General features: G+C 71.0%; 14 protein-coding genes and 2 pseudogenes. 7 read left to right on the forward strand and 9 right to left on the reverse strand.

Annotated elements, in window-relative coordinates; translation table 11 throughout:
* Positions 1–25: 25 nt before the first annotated feature.
* Positions 26–493: a MarR family winged helix-turn-helix transcriptional regulator gene (locus ACZ68L_RS07050; protein WP_469574800.1), complete on the reverse strand. Its 468-nt coding sequence runs from the start codon at positions 491–493 to the stop codon at positions 26–28.
* Positions 494–663: 170 nt separating this feature from the next.
* On the opposite strand from ACZ68L_RS07050, the gene ACZ68L_RS07055 reads away from it, so the two are divergent.
* Positions 664–1,716, forward strand: coding sequence for a LacI family DNA-binding transcriptional regulator (locus ACZ68L_RS07055; protein ID WP_469574801.1), 1,053 nt, complete (start codon positions 664–666; stop codon positions 1,714–1,716).
* Between the two features lie 177 nt (positions 1,717–1,893).
* Here the strand turns inward: ACZ68L_RS07055 and ACZ68L_RS07060 are convergent, their stop codons facing one another.
* Positions 1,894–2,883, reverse strand: a complete 990-nt coding sequence (locus ACZ68L_RS07060) for an acetylxylan esterase (protein ID WP_469574805.1) — start codon at positions 2,881–2,883, stop codon at positions 1,894–1,896.
* 254 nt (positions 2,884–3,137) lie between these two features.
* Here ACZ68L_RS07060 and ACZ68L_RS07065 point away from each other — a divergent pair, with 254 nt between their 5' ends.
* The 6 genes from ACZ68L_RS07065 to ACZ68L_RS07090 all read left to right on the forward strand — a co-directional run bounded on the left by ACZ68L_RS07065 (position 3,138) and on the right by ACZ68L_RS07090 (position 11,175).
* Positions 3,138–4,388 carry a sugar ABC transporter substrate-binding protein gene (locus ACZ68L_RS07065; RefSeq protein WP_469574807.1) on the forward strand — a complete coding sequence of 417 codons (1,251 nt, stop codon included), beginning with the start codon at positions 3,138–3,140 and terminating at the stop codon, positions 4,386–4,388.
* A 5-nt stretch (positions 4,389–4,393) separates the two neighbouring features.
* Positions 4,394–5,386: a carbohydrate ABC transporter permease gene (locus tag ACZ68L_RS07070; RefSeq protein ID WP_469574808.1), complete on the forward strand. Its 993-nt coding sequence runs from the start codon at positions 4,394–4,396 to the stop codon at positions 5,384–5,386.
* Positions 5,383–6,303 (forward strand): carbohydrate ABC transporter permease, encoded by a 921-nt coding sequence (locus tag ACZ68L_RS07075; RefSeq protein ID WP_469574810.1) that lies wholly within the window; start codon positions 5,383–5,385, stop codon positions 6,301–6,303. Before ACZ68L_RS07070 ends, ACZ68L_RS07075 begins: the two co-directional genes overlap by 4 nt.
* A gap of 121 nt (positions 6,304–6,424) precedes the next feature.
* Positions 6,425–7,627 (forward strand): glycoside hydrolase family 1 protein, encoded by a 1,203-nt coding sequence (locus ACZ68L_RS07080; protein ID WP_469574812.1) that lies wholly within the window; start codon positions 6,425–6,427, stop codon positions 7,625–7,627.
* 613 nt (positions 7,628–8,240) lie between these two features.
* Positions 8,241–10,376, forward strand: a complete 2,136-nt coding sequence (locus ACZ68L_RS07085) for a TPM domain-containing protein (protein WP_469575280.1) — start codon at positions 8,241–8,243, stop codon at positions 10,374–10,376.
* A gap of 85 nt (positions 10,377–10,461) precedes the next feature.
* Positions 10,462–11,175: a PspA/IM30 family protein gene (locus tag ACZ68L_RS07090; protein ID WP_469574813.1), complete on the forward strand. Its 714-nt coding sequence runs from the start codon at positions 10,462–10,464 to the stop codon at positions 11,173–11,175.
* A 31-nt stretch (positions 11,176–11,206) separates the two neighbouring features.
* On the opposite strand, the gene ACZ68L_RS07095 is transcribed toward ACZ68L_RS07090, so the two are convergent.
* The 7 genes and pseudogenes from ACZ68L_RS07095 to ACZ68L_RS07125 all read right to left on the reverse strand — a co-directional run.
* Positions 11,207–13,762 carry a SpoIIE family protein phosphatase gene (locus tag ACZ68L_RS07095; protein ID WP_469575282.1) on the reverse strand — a complete coding sequence of 852 codons (2,556 nt, stop codon included), beginning with the start codon at positions 13,760–13,762 and terminating at the stop codon, positions 11,207–11,209.
* Positions 13,763–13,955: 193 nt separating this feature from the next.
* Entirely contained in the window at positions 13,956–14,384 is a 429-nt protein-coding gene (locus ACZ68L_RS07100; protein ID WP_469574814.1) for an ATP-binding protein, read from the reverse strand.
* A 227-nt stretch (positions 14,385–14,611) separates the two neighbouring features.
* The gene (locus ACZ68L_RS07105) at positions 14,612–15,013 is read right to left on the reverse strand and encodes an NUDIX hydrolase (RefSeq protein ID WP_469574815.1); all 402 of its coding nucleotides are present in this window, start codon (positions 15,011–15,013) and stop codon (positions 14,612–14,614) included.
* A gap of 253 nt (positions 15,014–15,266) precedes the next feature.
* Positions 15,267–15,569: pseudogene (locus tag ACZ68L_RS07110) on the reverse strand (helix-turn-helix transcriptional regulator); the annotation flags it as partial.
* A gap of 236 nt (positions 15,570–15,805) precedes the next feature.
* The gene (locus tag ACZ68L_RS07115) at positions 15,806–15,988 is read right to left on the reverse strand and encodes an SPOR domain-containing protein (RefSeq protein WP_469574817.1); all 183 of its coding nucleotides are present in this window, start codon (positions 15,986–15,988) and stop codon (positions 15,806–15,808) included.
* 436 nt (positions 15,989–16,424) lie between these two features.
* Positions 16,425–17,177 carry a GntR family transcriptional regulator gene (locus tag ACZ68L_RS07120; RefSeq protein WP_469574819.1) on the reverse strand — a complete coding sequence of 251 codons (753 nt, stop codon included), beginning with the start codon at positions 17,175–17,177 and terminating at the stop codon, positions 16,425–16,427.
* A gap of 241 nt (positions 17,178–17,418) precedes the next feature.
* A pseudogene (locus ACZ68L_RS07125) lies at positions 17,419–17,556 on the reverse strand (proprotein convertase P-domain-containing protein); the annotation flags it as partial.
* Positions 17,557–17,566: the final 10 nt, after the last annotated feature.

Genomic DNA, 17,566 nt, shown 5'->3' on the forward strand with positions numbered 1-17,566 from the left:
GGCTCCCGGCCGGAGGGTCGGCCGGTCACTTCCCGACCAGTCGGTCGAGCAGCTCCGCCGCCTCGGCGACCGTGCGGCGTTCGGCCCCGTCGAGCTCGGCGGCGATGGCCTCGGCCAGCCAGTTGTGCTTGGCGGCCCGGACCGCGGCGAGCGTGGCGAGTCCGGTCTCGGTGATCGATATCACCGACTTCCGGCCGTCCGTCGGATCGGGTGCCCGCTCGACGAGTCCCTGGCTCTCCAGCGCGCCGAGCGTCAGCCGCATGGACTGCGGACGCACGTACTCGGCGCGGGCCAGCGCGGCCGTGGTCGCCGGGCCCTCACCGCCCAGTCTGGCGAGCACCGAGCGCTGGGTCGGCGTGAGCAGACTCTCCGACGACGTGGTGCGCAGCCGCCGCAGCAATCGGCTGACCGTGGCGGTGAGCCGCGACGCCAATTGCTCGGCGGTCGGCTCGGCGCGAGGGTCCGCGGGCCTGGCTTCGGTCGGTTCCGGCATGACTTCACCGTAGAAGATGCACAGGCCATCTTGCAAGGTTGCCTGTCGGTTTTTAGCTGGTCTTGCCCGTCACGCGGCCAGCGATCTAGGGTGAATGCGCTTTCAAAAGAGGGTCGGTACGTGCAACAGCAGGTACTTCGGTACGGAAGAAGAAGCGGACGGTCGGTCGAGTGAGCGCGCCAACGGTGTACGACGTCGCCGAGCGGTCGGGCGTCTCCATTGCCACGGTCTCGCGGGTCTACCGCACCCCTGATTCGGTGCGCGCCCAGACCCGCGAGCGGGTCCTCGAAGCCGCCCGCCAGCTCGGCTACGTACCCAGCGGGAACGCCCGGGGCCTGGCCAGCCGGACCACCGGCGTGCTGGGTCTCTGCTTCCCCGACATGGCCGATCCCGACGCCGAGGCCGACGCGGCGGCCGACAGCGACGCCGACGACGCGGTGATGCTCTACTCCGACCAGATCATCCGCGGCATGGAGCGGACGGCACGCCGGCACGGCTACGCGCTGCTGATCGCCGCCTCGCCGGAGGGCGGGCCGGAGAGCGTCGCGAAGGTCGCGGGACGGGTCGACGGCTTCGCCGTGCTGGCGCGGACCGTGCCGACCGAGGACCTCGAAGTGATATCGCGCCGGCTGCCGGTGGTGATGCTCGCCGGACCCCGCGAGATCGACCACCTCGACCACATCGTCGTCGCGAACGCCGACGGGGAGCGTGAGCTGGCCCGCCATCTGATCGAGGACCACGGGCTGCGCAGACTCGCGTTCGTCGGGGGCGAAGCCGACTCGCCGGACGCCGAGGCGCGGTTCCGCGGCTTCCAGGAGGCGTGCCGCGACGCCGGGCTGCCGGTGCCGGACGAACCGGACCTGCGGGCCGAACTGATGACGCAGGCCGAGGGCGCGCGGGCCGCGGAGGCGTTGCTCGACCGGGGGCCCGAATGGCCGCAGGGCGTGCTGTTCGCCAACGACCAGATGGCGGTGGGCGCGCTGCGCGCGCTGGAGCGGCGCGGGGTGCGCGTACCCGAGGACATCGCGGTGACCGGTTTCGACGGGATTCCGCTCAGCCGGATCGTACGGCCGCCGCTGACGACCGTACGCCAGCCGATCCGCCAACTCGGCGAGCAGGCCGTCGAGTTGCTGGTACAGCGCCTGGGTAACAGCGGGCGCGAACCGGTGTCGCTCATGCTTCCGGTATCGGTGATCCACCGCGCGAGCTGCGGCTGCGCGTGACGGGATCGGCACGCGCGGGCACGAGCCGATCGCGCCCGTCCGGCGGGTGAGGACGAAACCCTCTGCCGCCTGGAGGTCGAAGCGCTCCGGCGCCTGAGGGCGCGGCGGCCACCGGCGACCCCGGCCACCGCGCCGCCGCATCACCCCCGTCCGCCGCCCCCGTCCGCCGCCCCCGCCTCACTGCCCCAGGCGCACCCCGAAGAACTCCCGACGGGCCACCCGCAGCCCCGCCGTCTCCGCCGCCAGCCCCTCGTGCTCGAAGTGCCCCGCGCTCAGCACCAGCAGCTCGTGCTCACCGGCCAGCGCGTTGTGCACGGCGAACTGCCCCGGCGGCGGCACCGAGGGGTCGAACAGCGCCGCGGCCACCAGCGTGGGCAGCTCCAGCCGCGTCGCGGCCGTGGCGGCGTCGAAGTACCGCAGCACCTCCACGACCTCGGGGTGCTCCCGGTGATGACCCCGCACCGCCTCCCCGCTCCCCCCGCACGGCAGCGTGAGCCGCAGCGGATGGTTGCCGAAGGTCGGCACGGTCAGCTGCGCGGCGCCGAACCGGTCGTCCCAGGGCAGGGCCAGCGCGCCGAGCCCGCCGCCGAAGCTCTCGCCGAGGTACCCGAGCCGCGGGCCACCCCGGCCCGGTGCCAGTTCCGGCACCAGCTCGTGCAGCGCCGACGCCGCGCACCACAGGTCCGCCACACAGTCGCCGATGACATAGGTGTCGCGCGAGGCGATGCCGTGCAGCACTTGGCGGTCGGCCACGTCCGGAATGCCCGCCCACAGGCCGCGCGCACCCATGCCCCGTACGCACGGCAGGATCGCCGCCGCCCGGGGCAGCGGCAGCGGTACGTCGGGGCCCGGCTCCTGCCTGCCGCCGTAGCCGTGCCCGATGACGAATCCGTACTCCGCGGCCCCCTCGACGGGCAGCGCGACCCAGCCGCCGAGCCGCACCCCGCCGACCGAGGTGAAGGTCACCCCGTGGATCCGTACGCCGTCGCGCTCCTCCTCCGGCGGGCCGAGCTCCGGTTCCGTGGCGACCTCGCGGGCCTCCTCGTACCGGGCCCGCCAGAAGGCGGCGAAGTCGTCCGGGGCGGCGGGGGCGGGGACGCGCAGCAGGTCGTCGAGCGTGTGCCCGTAGGCCGGATCGAAGGGGAAGTCATGCGCGAACAAAGCCATGGTCACGACAATATCGCCCCCGCCCGCGACCGCCGCAGACCGTCGACCCCCTGGATCAACCGCGCGAAATCGGTCACATCATTCCCAATTTCGCAAACGGCGCGCTTACCGTGCCAAGTTGAACATTCAGGTGTCCAGCGCGTTGCACGAGTGTGACCTAGCACCCTCTTGCGGATTCCCGAACCCCTGTCGCAGAGTGATGTATGCGCTTACAGGCAGCGCATACATTCGGAATGCTCAAGGAGGAGCCCTCCATGCCCCGCACCGCCAGAACCGTCTCGGTCGGTATCGCAGTAGCAGCCGCGCTCACCTTCGGTGTCACCGCGTGCGGCAGCTCCGGTGGCGACGACGTCGCCGCGGACAAGAAGCAGACGATCACCGTCTGGGCCATGGGGGCCGAGGGCGAGAAGCTCGCGGATGTGGCCAAGGAGTACACCAGGGCCAACCCGAACGTGACCGTGAAGGTGACCCCGGTCGGCTGGGACGTCGCCCACCAGAAGCTGGTCTCCGCGGCCGCCGCCGGCACCCTGCCGGACGTGGCGCAGATGGGCGGCAGCTACATGGGCGAGTTCGCCGAGCTCGGCGTACTGGAGCCGGTCGACACCAAGACGTTCAACGAGAAGGACTTCTTCCCGTCCGGCTGGCAGCAGGGTGAGGTGGGCGGGAAGGCGTACGGCGTGCCGTGGTACGTCGACACCCGCGTCCTCTACTACCGCACCGACCTGGCCGAGAAGGCCGGCGTCACCAAGGCCCCGACCAACTGGAAGGAGATGCAGGACCTCGCCTCGGCCTACCAGAAGAAGGCCGGAACCAAGTGGGGCCTGTCCATCCAGCCGAGCGGCCTGGACACGGTGCAGAACTTCTACTCCTTCCTGTACTCGGCCGGCGGCGAGATCGTCAACGACAAGGGCGAGGTCGTCATCGACAGCCCCGAGGCCGTCAAGGCGCTCAAGGAGTACGGCTCGTACTTCGACAAGGGGCTCTCCAACAAGTCCGTGCAGCCCGGCTACGACGTGGTGAAGGACTTCGGCAACGGCCGTGTCCCGATGTTCTTCGGCGGCCCCTGGCACGTCACCCTGCTGAACGAGGGTCAGCCGCAGATCAAGGGCAAGTGGGCGGTGGCCAACGTGCCCGCCGACAAGTCCTCGGTCTCCATGGCCGGCGGTTCCTCCCTGGTCGTCTCCAAGGACAGCAAGCACAAGGCCGCCGCCACCGAGTTCATCAAGTACCTGACGGACACCAAGGGCCAGGCCGACTGGTACAAGCGCACCAAGGACCTGCCGGCCAACACCTCCGCCTGGACCTCCGGCGACCTCGCCGCCGACGCCGACCTCCAGGTCTTCAAGAAGCAGATGGACACCGCCAAGCCCTCGCCCTCGCTGTCCAACTGGACCGAGATCACCGACAAGGTCGACCAGGCCATCGCGAAGGTCACCCAGGGCAAGGCGTCCGCCGAGGACGCGCTCAAGACGGCCCAGTCCCAAATCGAAGGCCTCGTGAAGTAGGAGTCATGCGCACCATGACCTCAAAGGCCGCGGAGTCGGCCAAGGTGCAGGCCGGGCCGGGGGACTCCACGCCCCCGGCCACCGGGCCCACGGGTCGCCGGGGTGGCAGGAAGCACTCGATGGGCGTGCAGAACGTGGCCGGCTGGCTGTTCTCCACTCCCTTCCTCGTCCTCTTCCTCGTCTTCATGGCGTTCCCGATCCTCGCCACGCTGGTGATGAGCTTCACCGACTTCGGGCTGCGCAATGTCACGCACCCGCTGGACGCGAACTTCATCGGCTTCGAGAACTACGTCAATCTCTTCAGCGACGAGAAGTTCCTGAAGTCGCTGTTCAACACGGCGTACTTCGTGGTGATCGGTGTCCCCCTGACCATCTTTCTCGGGCTGGTCGTCGCCGTACTGCTGAACAACGGCATCGACCGGGCGCGGACCTTCTTCCGCGTCGGCTTCTACGCACCGGTGGTCACGACCATCGTCGCGGTCGCCGTCGTCTGGCGGTTCGTGCTCGACCCGAGCGACGGGCTGGTCGCGGGGCTCTTCTCCGAAGTGGGCCTCACCTCACCCGACTTCCTCGGCTCCGAGACGCTCGCCATGCCCTCGATGATCGCGATGGCTGTCTGGCGCAACCTCGGCACGGTCATGGTGCTCTTCATCGCCGGTCTGCAGGCCATCCCCACCGAGGTGCGGGAGGCCGCGCGGCTGGACGGTGCCGGTCTCTGGCAGGAGTTCAAGGGCATCACCGTGCCCCTGCTGCGGCCCACGCTGCTGTACGCCACGGTGATCACCACCATCGGCTACCTCAATGTCTTCGAGGAGCCGTTCGTGATGACCCAGGGCGGCCCCTCGGACTCCACGCTCACCGTCTCGCTGAACATGTACCGCGAGGGCTTCAACTTCTTCCACATGGGCTATGCGAGTGCCATGGCGTATGTCCTCTTCGTAGTGATCATGGGCATCACGGTGCTGCAGCTCCGACTGCTGAAGGACAACACGAAATGAGCGCCACCAGTGCACCGGGCGCCGTCTCGACGGCGCCGTCGAAGAAGCCCGGGGACACCCGGCCGTCCGAGGCGAAACCCGAGGCGAAGAAGGCCCGCAACCTGAGGCGCCCCCTCGTCTACGTCCTGCTCTCGGTCGGTCTGCTGATCATGTCGGCGCCGTTCCTGTGGATGGCGCTCTCGGCCTTCAAGACACAGCAGGAGCTGACGGCCAGCCCGCCCGTGTGGATCCCGACCGAGTGGACCCTGGAGAACTTCCGGAACCTGCTCGACAAGCTCGACCTGCCGTTGTACTTCATGAACTCGGTGATCGTGGCGGTGCTGGTCACCCTCTCGAACCTGGTGTTCTGCTCAATGCTCGGGTACGCCCTGGCCAAGCTGAACTTCGCCGGCCGCAACAAGATCTTCGGCCTGGTCCTCGGCGCACTGATGGTGCCCGGCAACCTGATGCTGCTGCCGCTCTTCGTGCTGATGAGCAAGCTGCACCTGATCGACTCGTACGCCGGTCTGGTGCTGCCGTTCGCCGCCGGAGCCTTCGGTGTCTTCCTGATGCGGCAGTTCATGCAGTCGATCCCGGACGAGCTGCTGGAAGCGGCCCGGATGGACGGCGCCGGCGAGTGGTACATCTTCTGGCGGATCGTGATGCCCCTGGTGAAGCCCGCCCTGGCGACACTTTCGATCTTCACGTTCCTGGGCTCCTGGAACAACTTCGTCTGGCCGCTCATCGCGACCAACGACCCCGACAAGTACACCCTTCCGGTCGCCCTGGCCACCTTCGCCACCGACCCCAACAAGGCGGGCGGGTCCAACGGCATGCTGATGGCCGGTTCCCTGCTGGTCGTCCTGCCCGTCGTGGTCCTGTTCATCGCGCTCCAGCGGCACTTCACCCAGGGCATCGCCACGGCAGGCATGAAGTAGCCCGCCCCGGGCGGCCGAACCGGGCAGCCACCCGGCCCGGCCGCCCCACCGAAACGTACGAGGCCGCGCGCCCCGCACCCCGCCGGCCACACCCCTTCACGCACCAGAAAGACAGTTTGCGATGACTCACACCCAGGTCCCGTTCCCCGAAGGCTTCCTGTGGGGCGCCTCCACCGCCGCCCACCAGATCGAGGGCAACAACACCAACAGCGACTGGTGGGTCAAGGAGCACGCCGCGGGCACCCACATCCAGGAGCCCAGCCTGGACGCCTGCGACAGCTACCACCGCTGGCACGAGGACATGGACACGCTGGCCGGCCTCGGCTTCACCGACTACCGGTTCTCCATCGAGTGGGCGCGCATCGAACCGGCCGAGGGCCGGTTCTCCCGGGCCGAGCTCGCCCACTACCGCCGGATGGTCGAGGGTGCGATCGAGCGCGGCCTGCGCCCCATGATCACCCTGCACCACTTCACCGTGCCGCAGTGGTTCGAGGCGCGCGGCGGCTGGACCGCCGAGGGCGCGGTCGAGCTCTTCGCCCGCTATGTCGCGGCCTGCGCGCCGGTGATCGCCGAGGGCGTCAGCCACGTCTGCACGATCAACGAGCCGAACATGATCGCCGTGATGGCCGGCCAGGCCAAGCGGGGCGACAACAGCTTCCCGCCCGCCGGCCTGCCGACCCCCGACGACGAGACCACCGAGGCCGTCATCGCCGCGCACCACGCGGCCGTCGAGCAGGTCCGCGCGATCAGCCCGGACATCAAGGTCGGCTGGACCATCGCCAACCAGGTCTACCAGGCCCTGCCCGGCGCCGAGGAGGTCACCGCGGCCTACCGCCACCCCCGCGAGGACGTCTTCATCGAGGCCGCCCGCGGCGACGACTGGATCGGGGTGCAGTCCTACACCCGGACCAAGATCGGCCCCGAAGGCCCCATCCCGACGCAGGACGACGCCGAGCGCACCCTCACGCAGTGGGAGTACTACCCCTCGGCGGTCGGCTACGCGCTGCGCCACACCGCCGAGGTCCTCGGCAACGACGTGCCGCTGATCGTGACCGAGAACGGCATCGCCACCGACGACGACAGCCGCCGCGTCGACTACTACACCGGCGCGCTGAACGAGGTCGCGTCCGCGCTGGAGGACGGCCTCAACATCCAGGGCTACCTGGCCTGGAGCGCGCTCGACAACTACGAGTGGGGCTCCTACAAGCCGGCCTTCGGACTGATCGGCTGGGACCCGGAGACCTTCGAGCGCCTGCCCAAGCCGTCCGCCGTCCGGCTGGGCGAGATGGGCCGCACGCGCGCGCTGCCGCGCATCGCCGACTGACGTCGGCCCCCCGACCGGGAGCGACCTGACCGCTCCCGCCCGTACGGGAACCGGCGACACCTGACGGACGCCGGTTCCCGTGCAGCCGGGCCCTGTCCGGCCCTGATCCGCCGGACAGGCCCTTCGCCCGCCTGGGCGCCGCACGTGTCCAGCCCCGCCCACGTGCGGCGCCCACGCGGGTGCCGTACTCAGCACGGGTGAACCGGTGGGCGGAGTACGAGAGTTGGCAGCGTCGTACGTGGTGCCCCACCCCACCGGAGTGACTGTCCGGGACCGGCTGCGGGTGTCGGAGACAGACGCGGCGGTGCCGGCCGGGGCCGGCGTCCTCCTCGGTTCGCCGGCCGCCGGTGATCTCGCGGATCGGTCCCGGCAGGGGCTGGACCATGATGCGGCCTCCGGTCCAGCCGAACCGGGCCGCCCGGCCCCGTACCGCCTGGATCACTCCCGTTGTCCGCGTCCGCACGTCCGTGCCCCCTGAGTCCTGCGGTGTGCCGTCGGGGCACGAACGGCCGTCGCCCCCGTTCCACGCCGGCTGCGCCCCCTGGTTCCGCGCCCGGTCGCCGGGTCGCGGGTGACCGAGAGTGGACATAGCCTCACAAACGTGACGCCGCTCGTGAGCCGTACCCGGATATCCCCATCGGGCCGGGCCCTTCTCGCCGTGCTGCTGACGGTGTGCTGGCCGGCCCTCACCACCGCGTCGACCGCTCGCGCCGACGATCCCGTCACCCTGTCCCGCAACGGGCAGATCACCGACCGGGTGGGGGCGCTCGGGGACCGCAAGGACCAGGTCACGGCAGCACTCGACCGGCTGTACGACAGCCGCCGCATCCAGCTCTTCGTGGTGTACGTACGCGACTTCTCCGGCCGCTCCGCGCAGAGCTGGGCCGACCGGAACGGCCTCGGCCGCGACGACGTCCTGCTCGCCGTCGCCACCCACGACCGGCAGTACGCCTCCACCGTCGACCAGGGCTCACGCCTCACCGACACCCAGCTCCACGACGTGGCGAGCACGGCCGTCGAGCCCGCGCTCAGGAAGCACGACTGGGCCGGCGCGGCGATCGGCGCCGCGAACGGATACACCGCCGTGCTGGCCGGCAAGGCCGTGCCCACCCCGACGATCACGCCCGGTGCCCCCGATCCCGGAACCGGGAGTTCCGGCGGGGCGAGCGCCGTGGACCTGATCCTGCCGGTGGTCGTCGTCGGCGGCGCGGCGGCGGTGGCCGGTTACGCGTACACCCGGCGCAGGCGGCGCGTCACGACCCGCACCACTCCGGGTGCGACCGGCTGGGGCCCGGGGTCCGCCGGACCGGGCGGCCCGCCGCGGCCGTCGACCCCGTTGCCGGAGCTGGACGGCCGGGCGAAGCGGACGCTGGTGGACACCGACGACGCGGTCCGCACCAGCGAGGAGGAACTGGGCTACGCCACCGCGCAGTTCGGGGAGGAGGCCGCGGCCCCCTTCACCGAGGCCGTCGACTATGCCAAGGGCGAGCTGACGACCGCGTTCCGGTTGCGCCAGCAGTTGGACGACGCCTTTCCCGAGGACGACGCGACGCGACGCCGGATGCTGGACGAGATCATCGGCCGCTGCGCCGCCGCCAACGCCCGCCTCGACTCCGTGTCCGAGGACTTCGACCGGCTGCGCGCCCTGGAACGCAACGCTCCGCAGGCGCTGGCCACGGCCGAGACCGCCTTCCGCGCGCTCACCGGCCGTGTGGCCGCCGCCGAGGCCGCCCTGACCGCGATGCGCGGCCGGTACGCGAGGTCGGCCTCCGCGCCCGTGGCCGACGCCGTCGAACAGGCCAAGGACCGGCTGGTCTTCGCCACTGCCGGGCTCAATCGGGCCCGGCAGTCGGCGGACGGCGGGAACAACGCCGCGGCGGCGGTGTACGTACGGGCCGCCGAGGGCGCCGTCGACCAGGCAACCACCCTCGTCGACGCGGTGGACCGCCTGAGCCGGGAACTCGCGGAGGCGGCGGACCGGCTGCCCGCCGCCCTCACCGAGACGGAGACCGATCTGGCCGATGCGGGCGGGCTGCTCGAAGGCACCCGGGAGGGGGTGTCGACGGCGGATCTGCGGGGCCGGATCGCCCGCGCGCGGTCGGTACTCGACGATGTGCAGGGGGAGTTGCGGGCCGGACCGTACGATCCCATCGACGCGCTGCGCAGGGTGGAGGAGGCGGACACGGCGCTCGACAGGGCGCTGGCCGGCGCCCGCGAACGGGAACAGGGCGACACGCGGGCCCGCTCCCTGCTCGACCGGGCGACGCTCACCGCACGTTCGACGATCGCCGCCGCCGCCGACTACATCACCACGAACCGCGGAGCCGTGGGCAGCCAGGCCCGGACCCGGCTCGCGGAGGCCCAGCGACGGCTCGACCGCTCCCGCGAACTGGCCGGGGCCGCCGGCGATCCCCAGGGCGCGCTGGCGGAGGCGCAGCAGGCGGATTCCCTGGCCGGGCAGGCCCGCAGCCTGGCCGAACAGGATGTGCGCGGGTACGGGGGCCGGGGCGGTCCGGGCGGTGTGCCGGGAGGGGGCGGCGGGGTCGGCGGCGCGGTGCTCGGCGGGATCATCCTCGGCGGACTCCTGGGCGGCGGCCGGGGCGGCGGGGGGTACGGAGGAGGGTTCGGCGGCGGGTCCCGAGGCGGCGGGTTCCAAAGCGGTGGGTTCCAGGGCGGCGGGGGCGGCGGGCCGGGCAGTTTCGGCGGCGGGGGCACCCGCGGCCGACGCGGCGGCGGCGGCCGCTTCTGAGCCGTCGGCGCGGACCCCGGCGGACGGCGCGGCCCCGGCTCGGGGCTTCACGTGTACGCATTCACCCACAGGCAGGAGAGATGCCATGACCAAGCAGACCGTCCTCGGCCGCGTCAGCCAGCTGGCGAAGGCCAACGTCAACGCCCTGCTGGATCAGGCGGAGGATCCGCAGAAGATGCTGGACCAGCTGATCCGCGACTACACGGCCAACATCGCGGAGGCCGAGCAGGCGGTCGCCGCGACCATCGGCAATCTGCGGCTGATGGAACAGGATCACCGGGAGGACGTCGACGCGGCCGAGGAGTGGGGCGGCAAGGCGCTCGCGGCCAGCCGCAAGGCCGACGAGCTGCGGGCGGCCGGGGCCGGCGCGGAGGCGGACACGTTCGACAACCTGGCCAAGGTCGCGCTCGGGCATCAGCTCCGGTCGGAGAAGGAGGCGAAGACCGCGGAGCCGGTCATCGCCTCGCAGACCGAGGTCGTGGACAGGCTCAAGTCCGGCCTGGAGCAGATGAGGACCCGGCTGACGGAGCTGAAGTCCAAGCGCGACGAGCTCGTCGCACGCGCCACGTCCGCCCAGGCGCAGAACCGGATGACGGACTCCGTCAAGAACATCGACGTGCTCGACCCGACCAGTGAGCTCAGCCGCTTCGAGGACAAGGTACGGCGCGAGGAGGCGAGGGCCCTGGGCAAGCAGGAGCTCGCCGCGTCGTCCCTGGACGCCCAGTTCGAGCAGCTGGACGCCCTGGGCGACGACGCCGAGGTCGAGGCCCGGCTCGCCGCGCTGAAGACGGCCTCGTGAGCGGGCCGCCGCCGACCTCCTGAAGGCTCCCTCAGAACATGCTCAGCAGCTGCTCGACCGTGGGCTCGGCGGCCGGCTCCCCGTCGGGCAGCGCCAGCTCGAACCAGACGGTCTTGCCGCGCGGTGTCCGCCTCGACCCCCAGCCCACGCTCAGCAGTCCGACCAATTGCAGCCCGCGCCCGCCCTCGTCGGTGTCGCGGGCCCGCCGCCGCCGCGGCTGGACGAGCCCCGCGTCCCAGACCTCGCACACGAGCGTACGGTCGCGCAGCAGCCTGAGCCGGATCTCGCCCTCCCCGTACCGCAGGGCGTTGGTGACCAGTTCACTGACCAGCAGTTCGGTGGTGTCCACCAGCTCGTCGAGGTCCCAGGCGAGCAGTTGACCACGGGCCAGTTCACGGGCGCGGCCGACGGAGCGGGGTTCGCGGGGCAGCCGCCAGTCGCCGACCGCGTCGGCCGGGAGCCCCTGGATGCGGGCCAGGAGCAGGGCGATGTCGTCCTCGCCGTGCCGGGTGTCGAGGGTGGTCAGTACGCGGTCGCAGACGTCTTCGAGCGGCCTCTCCGGTTCGACGAGCGCCCGGCGCAGGGCGGCCAGCCCCTCGTCGAGCGGATGGTCGCGGGACTCGACGAGGCCGTCCGTGTAGAGGGCGAGCAGGGAGCCCTCCTTCAGTTCGACCTCGACCTCCTCGAAGGGTTCGCCCCCCACACCGAGCGGCATCCCTGGCGGGACGTCGAGCAGCAGGGCGGGTTCGCCCGGCTCTACCACGGCAGGGGGAAGATGGCCGGCGTTGGCGAAGGTGCACCGTCGGGTGACCGGGTCGTAGACCGCGTACACACAGGTCGCCAGGTACACCTCGGAGAGGTCCACCTCGCGGGACTTGTGGGCGGCCCGTGAGGGCCACTGGGTGCCGCCGGAACCGTCGGAGGAGGAGGTTCCGCCGGGGGTGCCGAGCCCTCGGGCGACCTCGTCGAGCGCGGAGAGCACCTCGGCGGGTTCCAGATCCAGCAGGGCCAGGGTCCTTACGGCGGTGCGCAGTTCGCCCATGGCCACGGCGGCCCGCAGTCCGCGCCCCATGACGTCGCCGACGACGAGGGCGGTGCGGTGGCCGGGGAGCTCGATCACGTCGAACCAGTCGCCGCCCACCTCGGTCGCGGTGTTGCCGGGGAGGTAGCGGCAGGCGATGTCGAGGCCCGCGGCCACGGGGTCGCCGGGGGGCAGGAGGCTGCGCTGGAGGATCAGCGCTCGCTCGTGTTCGCGCCGGTAGAGGCGGGCGTTGTCGATGCAGACCGCGGCGCGGGCGGCCAGCTCCGTGGCCAGTGCCCGGTCCCGCTCGCCGAAGGGTTCGCTGCCCTTGGTGCGGGAGAACTGGACGAGACCGACCACCGTGTCGTGGGCGACCATCGGCACGGCGAGCGTGGACTGGACGAAGCCCCGGTCGTCGCCGGGCACGTCCTCGACATGCCCGGTGCGCAGGGCTATGGCGCAGGGCGAGTTGTACGAGAAGCGGTGTACGGCGCCGAGCGCGGGCGGCTCACCGCCCCTGTCGGGTGGGCCGCTGTCCGCGGTGACGGGCAGGGCGTCCGACACGGCGCTGGCGAGAGCGACGCGGCGCAGTTCGGCAGAGCCTCCGACGGACTCCTGACGGAGCGAATCCCAGCGGCCGGGCGGCGCGTCGTCGCCGGTGAGCAGCCCCTGGTAGAGGTCGACCGAGGCGAGGTCGCAGAAGCCGGGCACGGCGACATCGAGGAGTTCGCGGGCGGTGGTCTCCAGGTCGAGGGAGTTACCGATGCGGGCACTGGCCTCGTTGAGCAGGGCGAGGTTGCGGCGGGCGCTGGCGGCCTCGCGGGCGGCGATGTGCCGTCGGGTCACATCGGTGGCCAGTCCGGCGATGCCGATGGGGCGGCCCGATCCGCTGTGCACCCGGTAGAGGTTCATGGACCAGTGGCGGCTGACCGGGTCGCCGGGCGCGGTGCCGATGAGCTGGAGGTCGGTGACGGACGCCCCGGTCTCCAGCACGCGCTCCAGGGTGGCGGTGAGCCGGTCCGCCTCGGGACGGGCGAGGTAGTCGTCGACCGTACGGCCTCGGTGGTCGGCGGCCTGACCTCCGAAGACGGTGGCGAAGCGCTGGTTGGCGCGCACCACGGTGAGGTCGGTGCCGAACAGCACGAAACCAAAGGGAGATTGACCGAATATGGCCTGTGACGCGGCGAGGTCCGTCTCGATGCGGCGCAGCGCGCGGACGTCCACGACGATACAGATCGCGGCCCGTTCCCCGGTCTCCGTCGCGCTCGGCATCACATAGATCTCGGCGAGTCCGTGCACGGCGTCCTCGCCCGGCATCCGGAACGGGACGAGGCCCGTCCACTCCTTGCCGTCGAGGATCTCGCGGACCCGGCGGCGGCCGTCCACGCGCAGTTCGGCAGGCAGGAACACCTCGACCGGATCCAGGCCCGTCGCTTCGTCCGCGGCAATGCCGAAGAGGCCGGCGGCCCGCCGGCTCCACTGCTCGATCAGGCCGTCGGGGCCGATCGAGAAGGAGGCGACCCTGATGTAGTCATAGATCGAGCCAGGCGGGCTGCTCTGCCACACGATGTCGCCCGCTGTCCCCGGTATTTCGCTCACGCGACCGTCCCCTCCAGCTCACGCACCGGACCGGTCCTGCCCGCAGTATTCAGCACTACGGCCCCTACCGACACGGCGTTCACGATCACAGCACGGTCTCAGTCCCTTTCAGCCAGGTTCTGCCCGACCTCTGGTGATCGCTGTGCGTCCCACCCCACTCCTAACCAGGCAGGGCCAGCTCGAACCACACCGTCTTGCCGGTCTTTCCGCGTCTGGTCCCCCAGCGGCGTGCGGAACAGGCCACCAGCTGCAGCCCTCTGCCGCCCTCGTCGTCCGGTCCCGCCATGCGTTCGGTGGGCGGATCCGGAAGCGGATCGGAAACTTCCACGAGCAGTCCGGGGCGGGCGGCGGGTGCGTCGCCGTTGGGGTGGGGGCGCTGCAGCCGTACCCCGATGGGACCCGATGTGTACTGCATGGAATTGGTGACCAACTCGCTGACCAGCAGGACTGTCACATCCCCCAGGGAGGTGTCGAGCCCCCAGCCGCGCAGCGCCTCATGGACGGCATGCCGCGCGGAGCGCACTGCGCCCGGCTCAGCCGGAAAGGTCCACTCGGCGCAGTCGCCTTCGGTGTCGATCACGCCGATCACTTCCCAAGACCAGCAACGGGGGGCGTCCTGTTTACGGGGGTTAATCAGCACATACCCGATATCTGGTACGAACTATCGCGGGGACCGACACGTGGGGCGTACGGGTGTACGGCCGCGCGCACGAACAGACACCCACAGGGAAAGGGGCGCACGAGGCGGTCGACACGCGCCGCCGGAATACATGTCAGCAGCACCGAGTCGCCGGGCGCACCGACGCCCGGACCGGCTCAGTCCAGCTCCCCCAACGCCTTCAGGTCATCGAAGAGCAACTGATCGACCGGTGGAACCAGAGGGCGGTCCGCGTACGAGAACCAGGCCATCTCCTCGATCTCGCTGCTCACCGCCAACGTCCCCTCGTAGTCCGCGGTGTAGCAGCTCATGCGGACCACGGCGCCGCCCGGCAGATCGGGCACCTCGGCCTCGTAGGTACCCACATGCACCGCGGTGCGCGGTTCGAGGAGCACCGTCAGCTCCTCCTTGATCTCGCGGACCAGGGTCTCCAGATCGCTCTCCGCACCCTCCCGCTTGCCCCCGGGGATGTAGAAGACGCCCTTCCCCCGTGGCCGCGCACAGAGAATCCTGCCGCCCTCCACACGCACCCACGCCACCGTGTCGATCAGCACCGACATCACTCCGCCTTCACCATCCGAAACCCACGTCAGGCAGGACCCTAGCGCTGCGACCGGAAGGGTTCACCGGCTCGCGACGCCCGGCACGACACCTCGCCGCGTTGTCGCCTCACCCGAGTGCGTCCGGCATGAGGGCGATGCTCCGCCTTGCGACGCACCGCACCGGACGCCGCGAGCTTCCGGCAAACCTTTCCGGCCACAGCACCAGCGCTGTGACCGGCGCCCTGGACGGACACCGCCCGCCGGACTTCGCTCAGCTCTCCAGGCCGCCGATCGCCTCGGCCAGCCACTTCCTCTCCTCCGCGCCGGCGGCCCGAGCGATGCGCAGCATGCCCTGCCGGAAGAGATCCGGCTCCTCCTCGGCCCGTACCGGCTCGCCCTCGCGGTAGAAGAAGCTTGCCGGGACGTCGAGGAAGGCCTGCCGACGACGGAGGACGGCGGCCTGCTCGGCCCGGTCGGGGAGGTGGCACAGGAACGCGAGCAGCGTGAAGTAGCGCTGTCCGTCGGTGATTTCGACTTCCTTGGGGTGCCGCAGCCGGGCCAGCAGTTCGCTGCGGACAGCGGTGGGCCGAAGGGCTCCGTCACGGAAACCGGCAACACCACACCCACCGACCGGCTTGCCTGACGAACGCCCGGCAGCCCCCGGCCGGCTCGGGCGGCGCGCCGCGACGCACAGCCGGGCCGGCGGCCCCGGTCACGGACGGCCCCGGTCACGGACGGCTCCCGCCGCCCCCCGCACGGGCGCTCACGAGCCGGAAGGCCGAGCCCCCGCCCCACTCCCCCGCGAACGCTCTACGGCCGGGCCCGCGCCCCGACGCGCTCCACCCAATAGAGCTGCTTGTGACCAGGGGCGTCGAGCTTGTCGGCGACCTTCTGGGCCTCGCCCTGCGTGGCATACCTGCCGACGCGGTAGCGATTGCCGTTGTCGTCCTGCCGTATCACCAGCCACGGGAGATCGGCACCGTTGTCGGTCATCGCGCCCCTCCCGAGCATTGCGCCCCTCCCGAGCATTGCGCCCCTCCCTCGAACGGCGTGTACGTTTCTAAGGATCCCCAGGAAACCGCAGTACGCATATGCCGGACCCTACGCCTGACCTTCACTCAACGCATACGTAATTACACAAAGAGATACCGATCCGGCCATGAAGAAGGGGGCGCATCCAGCTGGATGCGCCCCCCCTGGCAGCCCTTCGCCGACCTCCACCACGCGGCAACGGGGCAACGAACGGCTGTCAGCGGTCGGCCAATGAGCCGGTCAGCCGGTGCGCCCGTCGTTCGGCGTGCGGGCACGAACGGCAGGCAGGACCAGGACATGACAAGCCCTCGCGGTCGACGATCGACTGCCGCTCAAGGCACCCGACGAGGCGTCGATCCGTCACATCCGAAGCCGGACGGCGCCCCTCGCGCGCCGGTCACCTGACCGGAAGGTGGTAGGCGATCCGGAAGCGATCGGCGGGCACCACCACGTCCGCCGTCTCGACCGGGCGGCCGGACGCGTAATACGTACGCTCGATCACCATCACCACATGGCCCGGAACGCCGCCGAGCGCCAGGAGCTCCTCCGCCAGCCCCGGACGCGCGCCGACCTGCTCGGCCACGTTGTCCACGACGACGTCGATCGCGGCCATCCGCTCGACCACCCCGCATCCGCCCAACGGGCCCTCCTCCGGCAGCATCACCGGCGTACGCCCCGTCACGGCGAGGGGTTCCCAGGAGGTGGAGAGCATCATCGGCTCCCCGGCCTCCCGGAAGGTGTATCGCGTACGCATCACCCGGTCACCCGGTTCGATGCCCAGGCGCTCGGCGATCTCGTCGCTCGCGCCCTCCTGCTCACTGCGGGACTCCCACGTCCCGCGCACCCCTTCCGCCGTCTGCTCCTGACGGAACGGACTGGCCCCGGCCCCCGGCCGGTAGCCGGAACGGGCGATCCGGCGCGGGACCGGACGCTCGCGCACATACGTACCGGAGCCGGAGCGCCCCTCGACCAGCCCCTCGGCCATCAGCACCTTGCGCGCCTCCAGCGCGACGGTGTCCGAGACCCCGTACTCCTCGCGGATACGGGCCTGCGAGGGCAGGCGCGTATGCGGCGGCAGCAAACCATTGACGATCTTCTCTCTCAGATCGCTCGCAACACGCAGATAGGCGGGCTGCTCACCGAAAGTCACAGGCCACTCCCAACAGATTGACAGTCTGCAACAGCCTGACAACCGTCGGTTGTGGATCGCAAGCGCAGGCCAAAGTTTCACTCGAAGTGATGATTCGTCAGCGCCGCGCGCATGCCCCACCGACGGCGCCCGAGCGGCGGCGCCCCGGCACGTGCTTCGCCGCACCGGCGACCGGGCGCAGGCGCGCGGGGCGGCCACGGATGCGGCCGCCCCACCTGTTCATCCGCCTACGGAGCCGTCATCAGAACTGCAGGGCCCAGGAGTTGATCCGCCCGGTGTCGGCCGCCGCGTTGTCGCCGACCCGTACCTTCCAGGTGCCGTCGGCCACCTCCGACGAGGCGTTCACCGTGTAGGTGGAGACCACGTCGTCGACGCTGCCGCATTCGGCC

The organism is Streptomyces sp. NPDC104309 (assembly GCF_055584025.1).